General features: G+C 75.2%; 14 protein-coding genes. 7 read left to right on the top strand and 7 right to left on the bottom strand.

Going from position 1 to position 15,893, the window contains the following annotated elements:
- Nucleotides 1-131: 131 nt before the first annotated feature.
- Genes ACRAKH_RS23100 through ACRAKH_RS23085 form a run of 4 tightly spaced genes read left to right on the top strand, consistent with a single transcriptional unit; the run spans nt 132 to nt 5,846 of the window.
- On the top strand, nt 132-1,799 hold the full coding sequence (locus ACRAKH_RS23100; protein WP_447009279.1) for a hypothetical protein: 1,668 nt from the start codon (nt 132-134) through the stop codon (nt 1,797-1,799).
- The gene (locus ACRAKH_RS23095) at nt 1,796-2,482 is read left to right on the top strand and encodes a hypothetical protein (RefSeq protein WP_447009278.1); all 687 of its coding nucleotides are present in this window, start codon (nt 1,796-1,798) and stop codon (nt 2,480-2,482) included. The genes ACRAKH_RS23100 and ACRAKH_RS23095 overlap by 4 nt, the downstream gene beginning before the upstream one ends.
- A complete protein-coding gene (locus ACRAKH_RS23090; protein ID WP_380729947.1) occupies nt 2,479-4,986 on the top strand; it encodes an Hsp70 family protein in 2,508 nt (835 codons plus the stop codon). The genes ACRAKH_RS23095 and ACRAKH_RS23090 overlap by 4 nt, the downstream gene beginning before the upstream one ends.
- Entirely contained in the window at nt 4,983-5,846 is an 864-nt protein-coding gene (locus ACRAKH_RS23085; protein ID WP_447009277.1) for a hypothetical protein, read from the top strand. The genes ACRAKH_RS23090 and ACRAKH_RS23085 overlap by 4 nt, the downstream gene beginning before the upstream one ends.
- Nucleotides 5,847-5,852: 6 nt before the next feature.
- On the opposite strand, the gene ACRAKH_RS23080 is transcribed toward ACRAKH_RS23085, so the two are convergent.
- The 3 genes from ACRAKH_RS23080 to ACRAKH_RS23070 form a co-directional block, all read right to left on the bottom strand.
- Nucleotides 5,853-6,644, bottom strand: a complete 792-nt coding sequence (locus tag ACRAKH_RS23080; RefSeq protein WP_380730609.1) for an MBL fold metallo-hydrolase — start codon at nt 6,642-6,644, stop codon at nt 5,853-5,855.
- A gap of 178 nt (nt 6,645-6,822) precedes the next feature.
- The gene (locus tag ACRAKH_RS23075) at nt 6,823-7,503 is read right to left on the bottom strand and encodes a hypothetical protein (RefSeq protein WP_380730607.1); all 681 of its coding nucleotides are present in this window, start codon (nt 7,501-7,503) and stop codon (nt 6,823-6,825) included.
- Between the two features lie 87 nt (nt 7,504-7,590).
- Nucleotides 7,591-8,454, bottom strand: a complete 864-nt coding sequence (locus ACRAKH_RS23070; protein ID WP_447009276.1) for a hypothetical protein — start codon at nt 8,452-8,454, stop codon at nt 7,591-7,593.
- A gap of 141 nt (nt 8,455-8,595) precedes the next feature.
- Between ACRAKH_RS23070 and ACRAKH_RS23065 the strand changes: the two genes are divergently transcribed.
- The 3 genes from ACRAKH_RS23065 to ACRAKH_RS23055 all read left to right on the top strand — a co-directional run bounded on the left by ACRAKH_RS23065 (nt 8,596) and on the right by ACRAKH_RS23055 (nt 12,732).
- Nucleotides 8,596-9,915, top strand: a complete 1,320-nt coding sequence (locus ACRAKH_RS23065; RefSeq protein ID WP_447009275.1) for a glycosyltransferase family 4 protein — start codon at nt 8,596-8,598, stop codon at nt 9,913-9,915.
- Nucleotides 9,912-12,023 carry an amylo-alpha-1,6-glucosidase gene (locus ACRAKH_RS23060; protein WP_380729898.1) on the top strand — a complete coding sequence of 704 codons (2,112 nt, stop codon included), beginning with the start codon at nt 9,912-9,914 and terminating at the stop codon, nt 12,021-12,023. Before ACRAKH_RS23065 ends, ACRAKH_RS23060 begins: the two co-directional genes overlap by 4 nt.
- 490 nt (nt 12,024-12,513) lie before the next feature.
- Nucleotides 12,514-12,732: a hypothetical protein gene (locus ACRAKH_RS23055; RefSeq protein WP_447009274.1), complete on the top strand. Its 219-nt coding sequence runs from the start codon at nt 12,514-12,516 to the stop codon at nt 12,730-12,732.
- Nucleotides 12,733-12,736: 4 nt separating this feature from the next.
- Here ACRAKH_RS23055 and ACRAKH_RS23050 read toward each other — a convergent pair whose 3' ends face one another.
- From ACRAKH_RS23050 to ACRAKH_RS23035, 4 genes are all read right to left on the bottom strand, one after another.
- Entirely contained in the window at nt 12,737-13,501 is a 765-nt protein-coding gene (locus ACRAKH_RS23050) for an alpha/beta hydrolase (RefSeq protein WP_447009273.1), read from the bottom strand.
- A 71-nt stretch (nt 13,502-13,572) separates the two neighbouring features.
- The gene (locus tag ACRAKH_RS23045; protein ID WP_380730784.1) at nt 13,573-13,791 is read right to left on the bottom strand and encodes a hypothetical protein; all 219 of its coding nucleotides are present in this window, start codon (nt 13,789-13,791) and stop codon (nt 13,573-13,575) included.
- Entirely contained in the window at nt 13,788-15,149 is a 1,362-nt protein-coding gene (locus ACRAKH_RS23040) for a sensor histidine kinase (RefSeq protein WP_447009272.1), read from the bottom strand. The genes ACRAKH_RS23045 and ACRAKH_RS23040 overlap by 4 nt, the downstream gene beginning before the upstream one ends.
- Entirely contained in the window at nt 15,149-15,826 is a 678-nt protein-coding gene (locus ACRAKH_RS23035; protein WP_380729596.1) for a response regulator, read from the bottom strand. Before ACRAKH_RS23035 ends, ACRAKH_RS23040 begins: the two co-directional genes overlap by 1 nt.
- Between the last annotated feature and the right edge of the window lie 67 nt (nt 15,827-15,893).

The following is a 15,893-nucleotide window of genomic DNA, read 5'->3' as shown; positions in this document are numbered from 1 at the left end:
GACCACGACCGCCGTTCCCCTTGGCGCGGCCGGAAGCTGCCACCGGCCCCTCGCGCGCACCCGCCGTCACTACGGTCGGTGACGTGACCGAAGTGGTGGCGGGGAAGCGGAGAACGGACGTGGGAGGGCTGATGGGACTGTCAGAGCGCGGTGCCGCCGGCGCCGACCGCGCGAAGGCCGCGGTGACGCGGCTGCTGGACGTGGCGGGGCCGGACCTGTACCGCCGCAACCCGTTCCGCGTCACCGGGTTGGCGACCGACGCGTCGCCGCGCGAGGTGCGGGCGCGCCGCCAGCTGTCGGTGGGCGTCGGCGACCTGCTCGGCGCGCGGCCGCACCGGGACGACCGGCTGCCGCTGCCGGCGGACCCGGACGCGGACCAGGTGCGGACGGCGTTCGACGAGCTGGGCCGCACCGCGCACCGGCTGGTGGACGAGCTGTTCTGGTGGTGGGGGGAGCCGGGGGAGTGCGGGTGCCCCGAGGTCGTGCACCGGCTGCACGACGACGCGGTGCGCGCGCACGCCGCCGTCCTCGACCTGGAGGCCGCGCCCGACCCGATCGGCGACGGCAAGCGCCGGCGGATGTGGCGGGAGGCCGCGCAGGCGTGGCAGTCGGCGTTGAGCCACACCGGGTTCTGGTCGCACGTGCGCGCCCGCGTGCGCAGGTTGGCTGACCGGTCCATCGACTCGTCCACAGTGGACGGTCTCCGCTCGGCGTTCGGGCGGGCGCTGCTGAACCCGCAGGTCGCCCTCGCGTCCACCCACCGCGACGTCGTGCTGGTGGAGCTGCTGCGGGAGTGGCGGTTGGACGCCGACGTCGTCGCCGACGCGGTGGTCCTCGCCTCCCAGCCGCTGGTCGACCGGATGAAGGCGCTGCTCCGCGAGTTCACCGAGCTGCTGGACCGCCGCGACCTCGGCGTGCTGGGCCGGCGGGCACAGGAGGAGCTGCCCGCGTTGGCGCGACAGCTCGAACTGGCGCTGCCGCACCGGCAGAACCCCGGATCGGCCCGGCTGCGGGAACAGGCCGCGGTGCTGCTGAACAACTGCGCGCTGGCCATCGCGGACGGGGGACGGCCCGACGTGCTGCGCGTGACGGCTCTGCTGGCCGAGGCCGAGCGGCTGGCCGTGGACGCGGTCACCAAGGAGAAGGTGCACGCCAACCTGACGTACCACACGGTCCTGGCCGGCCTCACCGCCCGGACGCCGCCGACCCCGGCGCGGTCGAGGAAGCAGCCCTCGCGCGCGTCCGGCGGTTCCCGGCGCGCCGACGGGCGGTTCGCCGAGGTCGACCGGCTGGTCGCGCGGGACGCGTGGCTGAGCGCGGCCGGCGTCCTGGTGCGGATGCGCCGGGCCACCGGCGATCCCGCCGTGGTGCGGGAGATCGACGAACGGCTGCGCGAGATCCGCGCGACCCGAGCCCGCCTGGCCCGGCCTGACACGTCCCGTCGATCGGGGTACCTCGCCGGCGCGGCCGTTTTCCTGCTGCACGTGGCGTTGGTGGCGGTGTTGCTCGTGTCGCCGACCATCGGGGACTGGCCACTCTTCCTCGTCGTGATCACGGTGGGGATGCAGGCGGGCCTCGCCTCGGTCGAGGTGCGTCGGCGGTGGTTCCTCGGCGGTCCGATGCAGTGGCCGAAGGCGGCGGGCGTGCTGCTGGTGCTCGCGGGCCTCGGCGCCCTGGTCGGCGCGTCCGCGCTCGTCGGGCCGGCGACGGTGGGGCTCACGGCGGGCGCCTACCTCGTCACCTGGCTCGTCACCTCGCGCGTCTGCCGCAACGCCGCCGAGCGGAGTGACGCCCGATGAGCCGCGCGTGGCGGCGGTGGCGGGCCGAGGCGCGGCAACGACGCCACCACCGGCCGTTCCGGATCGCCGAACCGGCCTGGCACGCCGACGACCGGGCCCGGCTGACCGCGTTCGTCACCGCCGTGACGACCGCCCTCGCCGACCGCCCCGAGCCGGGGCCGGCCGAGCCGTCGCCGGTGGAGTCGGGAACCGCCGATCCCAGGGCCGCCGATCCCAGGGCCGCCGAGCCCGGGACGGTCCAGTCCCAGACCGCGCAGCCCGGCACCGCCGAGTCCCAGACCGTCGAGTCCCAGACGGCGCAGCTTGGCCCCACCGAGCCCGGCACCGCCGAGCCGGGGCCGGCCGAGTCCGGGCTCGCCGAGGCGGCGACCAACCTGTGGCGCGCTCGACGCAAGATCGCCAAGGCGGGCGTGGACGCGTCCCGCGAGGGCAGGCAGGTCGCCCGGCTCCTGACGTCGGCGCAGGAGGCGCTGGACCGGGCCGGTGTGGTGATCCAGGACCACGACGGCCTGGCGTTCCACCCGGACCTCCTGCTGGACGTGCTGGCCTTCGCCGAGGACCCGGCGCTGACCAGGGACGTGGTGGTGGAAACGGTCCGACCGTCGGTCTACCTCGGTGACCGGCGCATCCAGAGGGGGCAGGTCGTCGTCGGCTGCCCCGAGACAGGGGGAGGAAGGTCATGAGCGACACCATCGACTTCGGCATCGACCTCGGCACGACCAACAGCGCGATCGCCCGGCTCGTCGACGGGCAGGTCACCGTGTTCAAGAGCATCGACCAGTGGGACTACACGCCGTCCGCGGTGTGGATCAACGAGCGCCGCGTGGTGCGGGTCGGCACCGCCGCCCGCATCGAGGCGATGCGGGACGTGGACAACGTCCACATGGAGTTCAAGCTGGAGATGGGCCTGGAGGGCGCCGTCCGCCGGTTCCCCGCGGCGGGCGTGGAGCTGACGCCGTCGCAGCTGTCCGCGGAGGTGCTCAAGTCGCTGCGCGCCGACGTGACCGAACGCCTGGGCGCGCCGCCCGAGGCCGCGGTGATCACGGTGCCCGCGGCGTTCCGGCTGCACCAGAACAACGCCACCAGCGAGGCCGCCGCGCTCGCGGGCTTCCGCGCGTGCCCGCTGCTGCAGGAACCGACCGCGGCCGCGTTCGCCTACGGCTTCCAGCACCAGACCACCGAGGCGTACTGGATGGTGTTCGACTTCGGCGGCGGCACGTTCGACGCGGCCATCGTGAGCACCTACGAGGGCGAGCTGCGCGTCCTCGACCACGCCGGCGACCCGCACATGGGCGGCAAGCTGATCGACTGGGCGATCGTGGAGCGCGTGCTGGCCCCGGCCGCCGCCCGCGAGCTGGGACTGGCCGACTTCACCCGCGGCAACCGGCGGTGGGCGACGAACTTCATGAAGCTGAAGCAGGCCGCGGAGCAGGCGAAGATCGCCCTGTCCCGCCAGGACGAGGTCGACGTGTCGGTGGACCTCCAGCTGGCCGACCGCCGCGAGAAGCAGTTCGACCACGTGCTGCGCCGGGACGTGGTGGAGGCGCTGGCCGAGCCGTTCTACGCGCGGGCGGTGAACCTGTGCCGGGACGCGCTGGCCAAGGCCAACCTCGGAGCGGCCGACATCGACCGGCTGCTGCTGGTCGGCGGCACGACGCTGGCGCCGTCGCTGCGGGCCAGGCTGGCCGATCCGGAGCTGGGGCTGGGCATCGCGCTCGACCACAGCCAGGACCCGACGACGGTGGTGGCCAGGGGAGCGGCGGTGTTCGCGGGAACGCTGGCGATGGAGCGGCCGACGCCCGTGCCGCTCGCCGGCGAGTTCTCCGTCGAGCTGACCTACCCGCGCACCACGAGCCTGACCGAGGTGCCCGTGGGCGGCCGGTTCGGCTCCCCGTCGTCCACTGTGGACTGGACCGGGTACCGGGTCGAGCTGGTGGCCCAACGCGCGACGTCCATGTTCCGCAGCCCGAAGATGCCGTTGGACGCGCAGGGCGCGTTCGTCGCCGAGGTGTCGTTGGCCGAGCTGGGCGCCACCACGTTCACCGTGCTGCTGACCGGCCCGCACGGGCGGGTGGAGCGCGTCACGCCCGCCGACTTCACGATCGACCGGTGGGTGAACGAGCCGGGCGGCGAGGTGCTCACCAACGGCCTCGGGCTGGCGCAGGCGGACGGCGTGCTCGCGCAGATGCTGGCCAAGGGCACGCGGTTGCCCGCGAAGGCCAGGGAGGCGTTCCGGACGACGGTCCCGCTGCGTCGCACGGACGCCGACGCGGTGATCAGCATCCCGATCGTGGAGGGCGAACGGCAACGCGCGAACCGCAACCAGCAGGTCGCCGTGATCGAGATCCGGCCCCGGGACGTGCGCCTCGACCTGCCCGAGGGCACGAAGGTGGACATCCTCTTCGAGGTGGACGAGTCGCGGCTCGTCACGGTCGTCGCCGACGTTCCCGTGGTGGACGAGCAGTTCGAGGCCATCATCGACCTGAACGCGGTCCGGGCGCCGTCGGTCGCGGCGCTGCGGGACGTGCTCGCGGAGGTCGAGCGGCGCGCGGAGGAGCTGCGGGCGTCCGCCGAGCGGTCCCTGTCGGAGCGGGCGCTGGCCCGGTTCGCGCGGCTCGACGAGGAACGGCTGCTCGCGCAGGCGGCGTCCGAGGTCTCGGCCGCGTCCGGCGACCCCGGCTCCGCGGCGTCCGCCGACGACAAGCTGCGCACCATCCAGGCGGTGCTGGACGACATCGAGTCCGACGTGCGGCTGCCGAGGGTGCTCGCCGACATGAGCGAGGCCGTGGAGGTGTGCCGGGAGCTGGTCGACCGCGTCGGCACGCCCGACGACCTGGTGGAGCTGGCCGACCTCGAACGGCGCGCCGGGCAGGCCAGGGCCGAGGAGGACGCGGACGCGGCGGAACGGGTCGTGAACCGGGCGCTGGACCTGGAACTGGTGCTGCTGCGCCGGGACGGGAGCCTCGACGTCACCGTGTTCCACTACTTCCGGGCGAACGAGCACCAGATGTCCTCGCCGCACCAGGCCAGGACGTTGATCGACCGGGGCGAGCGGGCGCTGATGACCGGCGACGCGAGCACGTTGGCCGAGGTGAACCAGCGGTTGCGCGCGTTGCTGCCCGCGACCGCCGCCGACCCGGCCACCGGCGGCGTGCGCCGTGAGCGCGGGTTCGGTGGTCGGGGATGACCGGGCCGGTCGACGCGCTGGCGCACGAGGTCCGGCTGGCGGAGGCGGCGGACCGGGCCCGTGCCGGTGACCACGCGGCCGCCCTCGCCGCGCTGGACGGCGTGCCCGCCGACCACCCGGGGCGGCTCGACCTGGCGGCGCGCGTGCACGCCCAGCGCGGCGAGTACGCCGCCGCCGAGGCCGCCTGGCGGCGGGTGCTGGAGCAGCGCCCGGACGACGCCGCCGCGCTCGCCGGGTGCGCGCTGGTCGCGCGGATCACGGCGGGCAGGCGGCGGCGACGTCCGGTGCCGCTGACGGGGGTGGCGGTGTCCGTCGCGGTGGTCGGCGCGGCCGTGGCCGTGGCGGTCCTGCCGTCCGCGGCGGTGCTGCCGTCCGAGGTGGCGGACCGGACCCCGCCGCCGGTGACGCGGGTGGAGCCGTCCACGTCGACGCCCGACCCGGTGTCCCTGCGGCTGGACGCCCTGGCCGCCGCGCTGGCCGCTCCGGGCGTCGTCGTCGAGCGCCGTGCCGCTGACGTCCGGGTGGCGTTCGCCGAGGGGCTGTTCGCCCCCGACGCCACCGTGCCGACCCCGGCGGGCCGTGAGGCCCTTGCCCGGTGGGCTGCCGCGCTGACCGGCCGGGACGTCCGGGTGACCGTCCTCGGCCACACCGCCGCCGTGCCCGGCGAAGCCGCCGCGGGCGGCTCGGAGGTGGCCCTGGCGCGCGCCGCCGAGGCGGCCGAGGTGGTCGCGGCGGCGTCCGGCCTGCCCCTGACCTCGTTCGCCGTGGCCAGCGCCGACCAGTCCGACGCGCCGCACCCGCCGGCCGAGCAGCCGCGCAACCGGACCGTCACGGTGCTGGTCGCGGAGGCCGGTCGGTAGGCGGTCTCAGGTGGGGAACGTGAACGAGCCGCCCCGGTCGACGTGGTGGACGGTCGTCGCCGGCCGTCGCCGCCCGACCTCGGCGGTGAAGTCCGACAGCGGCGACTTCATCACGCTGTAGTCGTCGAAGTGCACCGGCACGGCGTGCCGCGGGCCGAGCAGTTCGAGCAGGTCCGCGCCCTGGCGGCCGTCCATGGTGAGCAGCACGCCGAGCACCTTCGTGCCGCCCAGGTGCACGACCGCGACGTCGATGCGGGGGTGGCGCTCGCGGATCTCGCGCAGGTCGTCGTGCACGAGCGTGTCGCCGCTGAGGTAGATCCGCAGCGGTTCGCGGCCGTCCGCCGGCCGGTACTCCAGCAGCGTGCCCATCACCGGCGGCAGCACGCGCGCGAGCGGCCCGAACGCGTGCCGGCCGGGCAGGGCCGTGACGGTCAGCCCGGCGCCGTCGCGGGCCGTGGTGAACTCGCCCCACGTCCGCAGCGCCACGGGCTCGCGGAAGCCGCGCCGGCCCAGCCTGCGGGCGGCGTGCGGGGTGGTGAGGATCGGCAGGTCGCGGTCGAGGGAGCGGGCGGCGATCCGGTCGAAGTGGTCGCCGTGCAGGTGCGACAGCACGACGGCGTCCAGCTCGGGCAGCTCGTCGATCCCGATCGCCGGGTCCTTGAGCCGCCGTGACACCACGCCCTGGCCGATGTGCGTCCACTGGCCCTTGCGCAGGAAGTTCGGGTCGGTGAGCAGCGTGAACGGCCCGAGCCGCAGCACGGTGGTGGCGTTGCCGACGAAGAACAGCGAGTCCGTCATCGTCCGCGCACGACCGGGCGGGCGGAAGCGGGCCGCGGATCGGCCGGGCAGCAGTGGTCCATGACCGGGGGATAACCGACACACGCCGCTTGAACCACCCGACCAGTCCCCGCCTGCCGCCGCCCGTCCCGGTCACCGCCCGTCAGACCGGTCTTCGACCCCGACCGGTGTGCGACGTTCACCGCGGTGGCGTGGGCAGGTAGGCCGCCACCTCCGCCAGCGCGTCGAGGAACTCCGGGTCGTGGCGGCCGGCGGCGGTCTCGGCCTCGGCGACGGTGAGGACCTTCCCGCCGTTCTTGCGGTCGCTGCCGTAGTTGTGGCCGCTGAACACGACGTCCGCCAGGCCGAGCACCCCGGCTCCGAGCGGGCGGATGTCGCCGCTGCCGTGCACGTCCATCAGCCGCTGGAACTCCCGGGCGTCACCACCGGTGCGGAACCCCACCCACACCACGGACACGACGGCGACGTTGCCCGCGTCGTCGCCGACCGTCAACATCACCCGGTCGAGTGACGTGCACGGCGTGTGGAGGAAGAACTCCTGGACCCGCCCGTGGGACGCGGCCAGGCACGCGGCGTCCTGCCGCAGCACCTGCTTCAGCTCCCGCACGCCCATCCGCCGCCACGCCTCGGCCGCGTTGCCCTCGCGTGCCGACCGCTGACCCTCGGCCTTGCGCGCCTTCACGGCCTGGCCCGCCGAACCGCCGCTGCCGCCACCGCCCAGCGGCGACAGGCCCCCACCCGCGCCACCTCCCGCCACGCCCATCGCCAGGACGGCGCCCACCACGATCGCCGCCGCCGCACCGCCCTTCTTCGGCGTGATCGGGCGTTTCCGCCCCTGGCCGTCGGTGTAGAACCCCATGCCAACCCCCTGTGCCGCACCCCGTGCCGGAGTGCCGCGCAGCGTAGCGAGGCCCACCGACAACCCCGGGACGTCCGGCGCGCCGGGTCAGGCCACGAGTTCCGCCACCCGCGGCTCGGGTTCGGCGCGCGGGGTCGGGATCTCGTCCGCGGGGGTGTGGAGCAGGGGGTCGGCCTCGGCCAGCAACGCCCGCGCGGTGCGGAGCCCGGCGGCGATGTGGTCGCGACGGGCGCGCAGCTCGTCCACCCGCTCACGGGCCTCCGCGACGATGCGCCGCGCGTGCTCGCGCGCCTCCCGCACCACCTGGTCGGCCCGCGCCCGCGCGGCGGCCTCCTCCTCGGCCATCGCGGCCATCGCCTCGGCCCGTCGCGCGGCCATCGCGACCTCGAAGTCGGCCCGCACCTCCTCGCGCAGCGCCTCGGCCCGCGCGTCCAGCTCACGCCGCCGCTGCTCGGCCTCGCGCTCGGCCGCCACGACCTGCTCGCGGGCCCGTCGCATCAGCGCCCGGTGCTCGGCCTCCGCCTCCCGCCTGCGGACGTCGAGGTCGTCGACGAGCCGTTCGGACCGCTCCCGCAGCCGGGCGGCCGCGTGTTCCGCCGTGGCCCAGTGGTTCTCGGCGACGGCCCGCGCCCGCTCGGTGATCTCCGCGGCCTCGTCGTGCGCGAGTTCCACCATGCGGCGCAGGCGTTCCGTGAGCGCGTGGGGCTCGACGGGCGTGCGGCAGATCCGGTCGATGTGCTCCCGCAGCACGCGGATCTCGGCGCGCGCCGTCTCCAGCTGGCGGGCGAGGTCGTCGGCCCGCGCCACGGCGGCGTCGCGGTCGACCGCGAGCACACCCAGCTCGGCCTCGACGCCGTCCACGTAGTGCCGCACCTGGCCGCGGTCGTAACCGCGCCACACCACGTCGAAATCGGCCCGCAACGGCACCAGGTCCCCGTCCACCGCCGTCACCGCACATCCTTTCCTGGTACACCGGTTGTGATCGCCGCCATGTCCATCCGAGGGGTGTTGCGCTCCACCCACGATCTTTGTTAGCACTCTAGGGCGAAGAGTGCCAACCACGATCCGCTCGCCCGTTCGAGGAGGTCGTCCTTGAGCAGCCTGCCTTCCGCCGTCCCGTCCGCACGCCGCGCGATCGACCGCGCCGACGACCGGTTGCGCGTCGTGCTCGTCGCCCCGCCCTACTTCGACGTCCCGCCCAAGGCGTACGGCGGTGTGGAGGCCGTCGTGGCCGACCTCGCCGACGCCCTGGTCGCCCGCGGCCACGCGGTGACGTTGCTGGGCGCGGGGGAGGCCGGCACCAAGGCCCGGTTCGTCCCCGTCTGGGACCGCACGGTCCCCGAACGCCTCGGCGAGCCGTTCCCCGAGGTGGTCCACGCCGCCGCCGTCCGCCGCGAGGTCGAACGGCTGGTCGCCGCCGAAGGGGTGGACGTCGTGCACGACCACACCCTCGCCGGCCCGCTCAACGCGCCGGCGTTCGCGGCCCTGGGCGTGCCCACGGTGGCGACCGTGCACGGGCCCGTGGACACCGACATGCGCCGCTACTATCGCGAGCTGGGCGGCGACGTCGGCCTGGTCGCCATCAGCGACCGGCAGCGGGAGCTGGCGCCCGAGCTGAACTGGGTCGGCACGGTCCACAACGCGCTGCGCGTCGAGGACTGGCCGTTCCGGGAGCGCAAGGAGGACTACGCGCTGTTCCTCGGCCGCTTCCACCCGGACAAGGCGCCGCACCTGGCGCTGGAGGCCGCGCACGCCGCCGGCGTCCCGCTGGTGCTCGCGGGCAAGTGCGCCGAGCCCGTCGAGAAGGAGTACTTCGAGCGCGAGGTCCGGCCCCGGCTGACCGACCGCGACCACGTGTTCGGCGTCGCCGACGCGACCGAGAAGCGCAAGCTGCTCGCCGCCGCCCGGTGCCTGCTGTTCCCGATCCGCTGGGAGGAACCGTTCGGCATGGTGATGATCGAGGCGATGGCGTGCGGCACGCCGGTGGTGGCGTTGCGCGCGGGAGCGGTGCCGGAGGTCGTGGTGGACGGCGTCACCGGGTTGGTCCGCGACGACCCCGACGAGCTGGTGTCCGCGCTGCACGAGGTGCGCGACCTCGACCCGGCCGCGTGCCGGGCGCACGTCGCCGGGCACTTCGGCGTCGACGGGCTGGGCGCGGGCTACGAGGCCGCGTACCGGCAGGCCCTCGCGCCCGACGGCGCGCTGACCGCGCTGCGCCGCGACTACGCCGCCCTCGACTCGGCCCTCGACCGGGTCTACGAGCGGAACGTGGACGCCCGCAACAGCCAGGCCCACAACGACCGCGCCCTGAACGGCCAGGCCCACAACGGCCACGCCCTGCACGGCGGCCACGCGCTGGACGGCGGCCGCGGCGTCGACGGCGCGCTGCACGCCTCCGGGGACCGCACGTGACCGCCGAACCGCCACCCGAGCCGTTCAACGCGGGCGAGCCCGCCATCACCGGCGGCACCACGACGTTGGTCGAGGGCAGCACGTTCTGCCTCTCCGGCGGCACCGGCGACATCGAGCCCGGCACCCCGCACGGCCTGTTCTACCGCGACGCGCGGGTGGTCTCGCGGTGGCAGCTGAGGCTGGACGGCCGCACGCCGCACGCGTTGTCGGTGTCGCACCCGGAGGCCTTCGCGGCCCGGTTCGTGCTGCGCCGCCCGCCGGCCCCCGGCATGGCCGACAGCACGCTCCTGCTGGTGCGGGAACGGCTGGTCGGCGACGGCATGCGCGAGACGATCACGGTCGACAACCTGGGCCGCGAGGCGACCGCGGTGCGGCTGGACCTGCACGTGGACGCCGACTTCGCCGACCTGTTCGCGGTCAAGGAAGGACGGGCCGCGCACGGCGGCTCGGACGCCACGGCCGCCGGGCCGGAACTCCTGCTGCGCGACCGCAAGGACGGCTCCCGCGGCGTCTCGTTCACGGCCACCGCCGAACCCGTCGTGGTGCCCGGCGCGTTGAGCTGGCAGGTGGTCGTGCCCGCGGGCGGGCGGTGGTCGACCGAGGTCGTCGTGCAGCCGACCATCGGCGGCCGGCAGGTCAAGCCCCAGTTCCACCGCGGCGAGCGGTTGGAGAGCAGCGGTCCGGCGCGCAAGATCCGGGCGTGGCGGGCGGCCAGCTCGCTCGTCACCGCGACCGACCCCGTGCTGACGCAGGTGTTGCGCCGCACGGAGAGCGACCTCGGCGCGTTGCTCATCCACGACCCGGCCCGCGACGGCAGGCCGTTCGTCGCGGCGGGCGCGCCGTGGTTCATGACCCTGTTCGGCCGCGACAGCCTGCTGACCGCGTGGATGGCGCTGCCGCTGGACGTCGGCCTCGCGCTCGGGACGTTGCAGACCCTCGCCGAGACCCAGGGCACCGCGGTCGACCCGCTGACCGAGGAGGAGCCGGGACGCGTCCTGCACGAGCTGCGCCTCGGCCCCGACAGCACGGCCGTCCTGGGCGGCAACCACTACTACGGCACGATCGACGCGACGCCGCTGTTCGTGATGCTGCTGGCGGAGTGCCGCCGGTGGGGCGCGGACGAGAACGTGGTGCGCTCGTTGCTGCCGGCCGCCGACGCCGCCATCGCGTGGATCGACCGGCACGGCGACCGCGACGGCGACGGGTTCGTGGAGTACCGGCGCGCCACCGACCGCGGCCTGGCGAACCAGGGCTGGAAGGACAGCTTCGACGGCGTCAACGACGCCTCGGGCCGGCAGGCGATCCCGCCGATCGCGCTGTGCGAGGTGCAGGGCTACGCCTACGCGGCGTTCCTGGCGCGCGCCGAGCTGGCCGAGGGGTTCGGCGACCGGACCGGCGCCGCCCGGCTGCGGGAGCGCGCCGAGAAGCTGCGGCAGCGGTTCGCCGAGTCGTTCTGGCTGCCCGACCGCGGGTGGTACGCCGTCGCGCTCGACGGCCGCAAGCAGCCCGTGGACGCGCTCACCAGCAACACCGCCCACTGCCTGTGGACGGGGATCGCGACCGACGAGCACGCGGCCGCGCTGATCCGGCGGCTGGCCGACCCCGACATGGACAGCGGGTACGGCCTGCGGACGCTGGCGTCGTCCATGGGCGCGTACAACCCCATGAGCTACCACAACGGGTCGGTGTGGCCGCACGACACGGCCATCGCCGTCGCGGGGTTGCTGCGCTACGCCCACCTGCCCGGCGCGGTCGAGCTGGCGCACCGGTTGGCGGACGGCCTGCTCGACGCGGCGGCGGCATTCGGCGGACGGCTGCCGGAGCTGTACTGCGGCTTCCCGCGCGCCGACTTCAGCCCGCCCGTGCCGTACCCGACGTCGTGCTCGCCGCAGGCGTGGGCGAGCGCGTCGCCGCTGCTGCTGGTGCGGTCGTTCCTCGGGCTGGAGCCGAACGTGCCGGAGCGGACCCTCACGACCCGGCCGCACGTGCCGGAGCGGTGGGGCGAGCTGACGCTGTCCGACCTCCGCCTCGGCCCGGTGACGGCCCGGATCAGCGCGACCGGCGACCAGGCCGTCGTGACGGGGTTGGCGGACGACTGGACCACCTGACGCGAACCGGACCGACCACTTGACACAGTCCACATCGGTGGCTATATCAGAAGTATCGGTCAGTGACCTGGTGACGTTGCCCGGGAGTGATCGAGGTGAACGGTAGGAGTGCGAGGCCCCGGCGGACCAGCCGGGTGAAGCGCTGCGAGAGGTCTCCTCCGGCCCGCCGGACCACAGTGGTCTGACGGCCGAAGGAGGTGACCGCGCTGCGGGGATCGGTTCGACGGCCTGCCCGCGGGTCCGAGTGCGACCCGGAGGCGTCGAACCCCGCTCGGTCGGTGGGTTGCCCGCCGGTCAGGTCGGCGTGCCCGGTCGAGTGGTCGAGCCGAGCGCCCGGCGTCTCGTGACGCGTCGAGGCGGGCGCCGCGAGCGGCGAGTCCCCCGATGGTGGTGTGAAGCGAATCCTGAACGTCGTATCCGTCCGCCCGCTGCGACCCTGGGTCGTGGCGGGCGCCGTCCTGTCCGCCAGCCGCACGGGAGGGTCAGCGTGATGAGCGTGGAGAAGCCGTGGAACGACGTGGCCGACCAGGTGCGCCCCGTCGAGCCGGAGACCGACGCCGGGATCGTGGACGAGGAGGCCGCGGTGGGACGCCCCGACGCCGCGCCCGAGCCGCCGGACGTGCCCGAGGCCGACCCGGCGGACGTCGCCGACCAGCGCCGCGCCGTGCCGCTGCCGGACGACGCGCCGGCACCGGACGCGTCCTGGTAGTCGCTCAGCCCCCGGCCGCCGCCGCGATGGCGTCGACCAGCTCCGGGCCGTCCAGCAACGCGCGGTCGTTGTGGTCGGCCCCCGCCACCTCGACGACCCGCGCCCCGGCCGCCGACGCCACAGCGCGGCTCTGGTCGGGCGGGACGATCGTGTCCGACGTGCCGTGGACGACGGTGACCGGCGCCCGGACCCGCGCCACGTGCGCCGCGGTCGCGAACTCGTCCAGCAGCAGCCACCGGACCGGCAGGAACGGGTAGTGCACCCGGCCGACCGCGGCGAGGTCCACGAACGGCGAGCGCAGCACCAGCGCCGCCGGCGGGTGCTCGACGGCGAGTTCCGCGACCACCGCCGAGCCCAGGCTCTCGCCGAAGTACACGAGCCGGTCGGGCGGCACGGCGGCGTCGCGGACCAGGAACTCGCGGGCCGCGCGGACGTCCAGCGCCAGCCCGGCCTCGGTCGGGTCGCCGGGGTTGCCGCCGTAGCCGCGGTAGTCGAGCAGCAGCACGGACAGGCCGCGTGCGGTGAGGGCGCGGGCGAGCGGCGCCCGCAACGCCCGGTTCCCGGCGTTGCCCGGCGCGACCAGGACCGCGGCGCGAGCCGAGGGGACGGCGAAGTGCCAGGCCGTCAGGCGCAGGCCGTCGACGGTGACGAGCGTGACGTCCCGCCCGCCGGGCAGGACCGCGGAGGCGTCGCCCACCGGCCCGCCGGACGGCAGGAACACGAGCTTGCGCTGGAACGCGAAGGCGCCACCACCGACCACCAGCGCCACGATAGCCACCACGGCCAAGCCTCGGACCCACGCCCGCCGTCGCACCCGCCCGTCATCCGGGTCGCCGGTGCTCACGGCGTGCCGAGGGTCGTCGTGGACGTCGGGACGGGGGAGGGCGTCGTCGTGGCGGTGGACGACGGGAGCGTGGTCGGGTCGGGCCGCTGGGTGAGGGTGGGCGTCGGCACGGGGTTCGCCGTGGACGTGACCAGCGGTCGCGGCTCGTCCTGCGTGGTGACGCCGCACGAGGTGAGGAGGACCAGGCAGGTCAGCGCGAGCGCCGCGGTCCTCATCGGTCGGCCTCCGGGATCTCCACCACGAACCGCGCGCCGCCGCCCGGCCGGTCCTCGACGCGCACGCTGCCGCCGTGCCGCTGGACGTGCTGGGCGACCAGCGCCAGCCCGAGGCCGCTGCCGGTGCCCGCGCCGCGGCTGCCGGCCCGCGCGCCCCGGTCGAACCGGTCGAAGACGCGGTCGCGCAGCTCGGGCGGCACGCCGGGACCGGCGTCGTCCACCTCGATCCGGGCGTTGCCGTCGCGGGACATCACGGCGACCCGCACCACCCCGCCCGCGTGGCGCTCGGCGTTGTCGAGCAGGTTGTCCACGACCCGGTCCAGCCGGCGGCGGTCGCCGAGCACGTGCGGCGACGGCTCCGGCGCGTCGACGGGCGCCGACCCGCCCGGACGGGCCGAGACGACGTTGCGGACCAGCGACGCGAGGTCGATCGTCTCCGGGGTGAGGTCTTCCGCGTGCTGGTCGGCGCGCGAGATCTCCAGCAGGTCCACCACCATCCGCGCGAACCGGTCCACTTCGGACGTCAGCAGGTCCAGCGCCTTGCCCGCCGTGCCGGGCACCTCGGCCCGCCGCCGGCGCAGCACCTCGGCCGCGTTGACCATCGTCGTCAACGGCGACCGCAGCTCGTGGCTCACGTCGCCCGCGAACCGGGCGTCCCGCAGCACGCGCTGCTCCAGCGCGTCGGCGGTCGCGTTGAACGTGGTGGCCAGCGGGGTCAGGTCGGGGTCGGTCTGGGTGGGCAGGCGGGCCCGCAGGTCGCCGCCCGCGATGCGCGACGCGGCCTTGGTCAGCTCGGTCAGCGGGCGCAGCGCGCGTCTGCTCGCCCACGACCCGAGCACGACGCCGAGCACGCCGCTGCCCAGGGTGACGGCCACCAGCAGGCCGCTGAGGAACCGGAACGTGCGGTCCAGCTGCACGAGCGGCGCCAGCTCGACGTACGCGCCGTCGGTGGACCGGATGGGCAGCGTCACGGCCAGCACCGGGATGCCGTCGACCAGGAGCCGCTGCGCGGCGGGCGTGCCCTCGCGGCCCAGGTCGACGAGCCGCCGCGGCAGCACCCGCGCGTCCACCTGCCGCCCGCTGGTGAGCACCTGGCCCGCGTGGAACACCATGACGGTGGAGTCCGGGCCCGTGGTCAGGCCCGTGAGCAGCTCGTTCAGCCCGGCGGACCCGGTGCGCAGCGCCTCGTCCACGAGCCGCGCGTTCACCTCGGCCTGGCGCACGGCGCCCTGCTCGCGCTGCCGCAGCAGGTAGCCGGACGTGAGGTTCCAGATCGCCACGGCGAGCGCGCTGGTCAGCAGCACCGACCCCAGCCCCAGGACCAGCGCGACCCGCCAGCGCAGCGAGAACCTCGGCATCACACGTCCACCCGGTAGCCGGCCCCGCGCACGGTCACCACCAGGGTCGGCTCGTCCGGGTTGGCCTCGATCTTGCGGCGCAGCCGGCGGATGTGCACGTCGAGCAGCCGGGTGTCGCCGAAGTAGTCGTAACCCCACACGCGTTGCAGCAGCTGCTCGCGGGTGACGATCCGCCCGCCCGCCGACGCCAGCTCCACCAGCAGCCGGAACTCGGTGCGCGTGACGTGGACCTCGCGGCCGGACCGGTGCACCGAACCGACGTCGGGCCGGATCTCGACGTCGCCGACCCGGATCGCCTCGTCCTGCCGACCGCCGCCGCGACGGCGCAGCAACGCCCGGATGCGTGCCGCCAGCACGCTGGCGACCAGCGGTTTCGTCACGTAGTCGTCGGCGCCCGCCTCCAGCCCGGCGATCACGTCGGCGGCGTCGGCGCGGGCGGTCACGACGATGATGGGCAGGTCGCCGCGGGCCCGCAGCAGGCGGCACACCTCCAGCCCGTCCACGCCCGGCAGCATCAGGTCGAGCAGCACCACGTCGAACGTCGCCCCGGCCAGGAGGTCGAGGGCCTCCTCGCCCGACACCGCGTCGGTGACGGCGAACCCCTCGTCGCCGAGGGCGAGCCCCAGCGCCTGCCGGATGTGCTCGTCGTCCTCGACCAGCAGTACGGAGAATTCCATGTGCCCCGGTCCTCGTGTGCGGTGAGCACCAGCCTGCCCGCCCGCCGGGGTCGACACCACCGCCGGG

It is taken from the genome of Saccharothrix hoggarensis, from assembly GCF_052936025.1.
The sequence above is the reverse complement of the archived record's forward strand: the minus strand, read 5'-3'. Positions and strand labels throughout refer to the sequence as shown.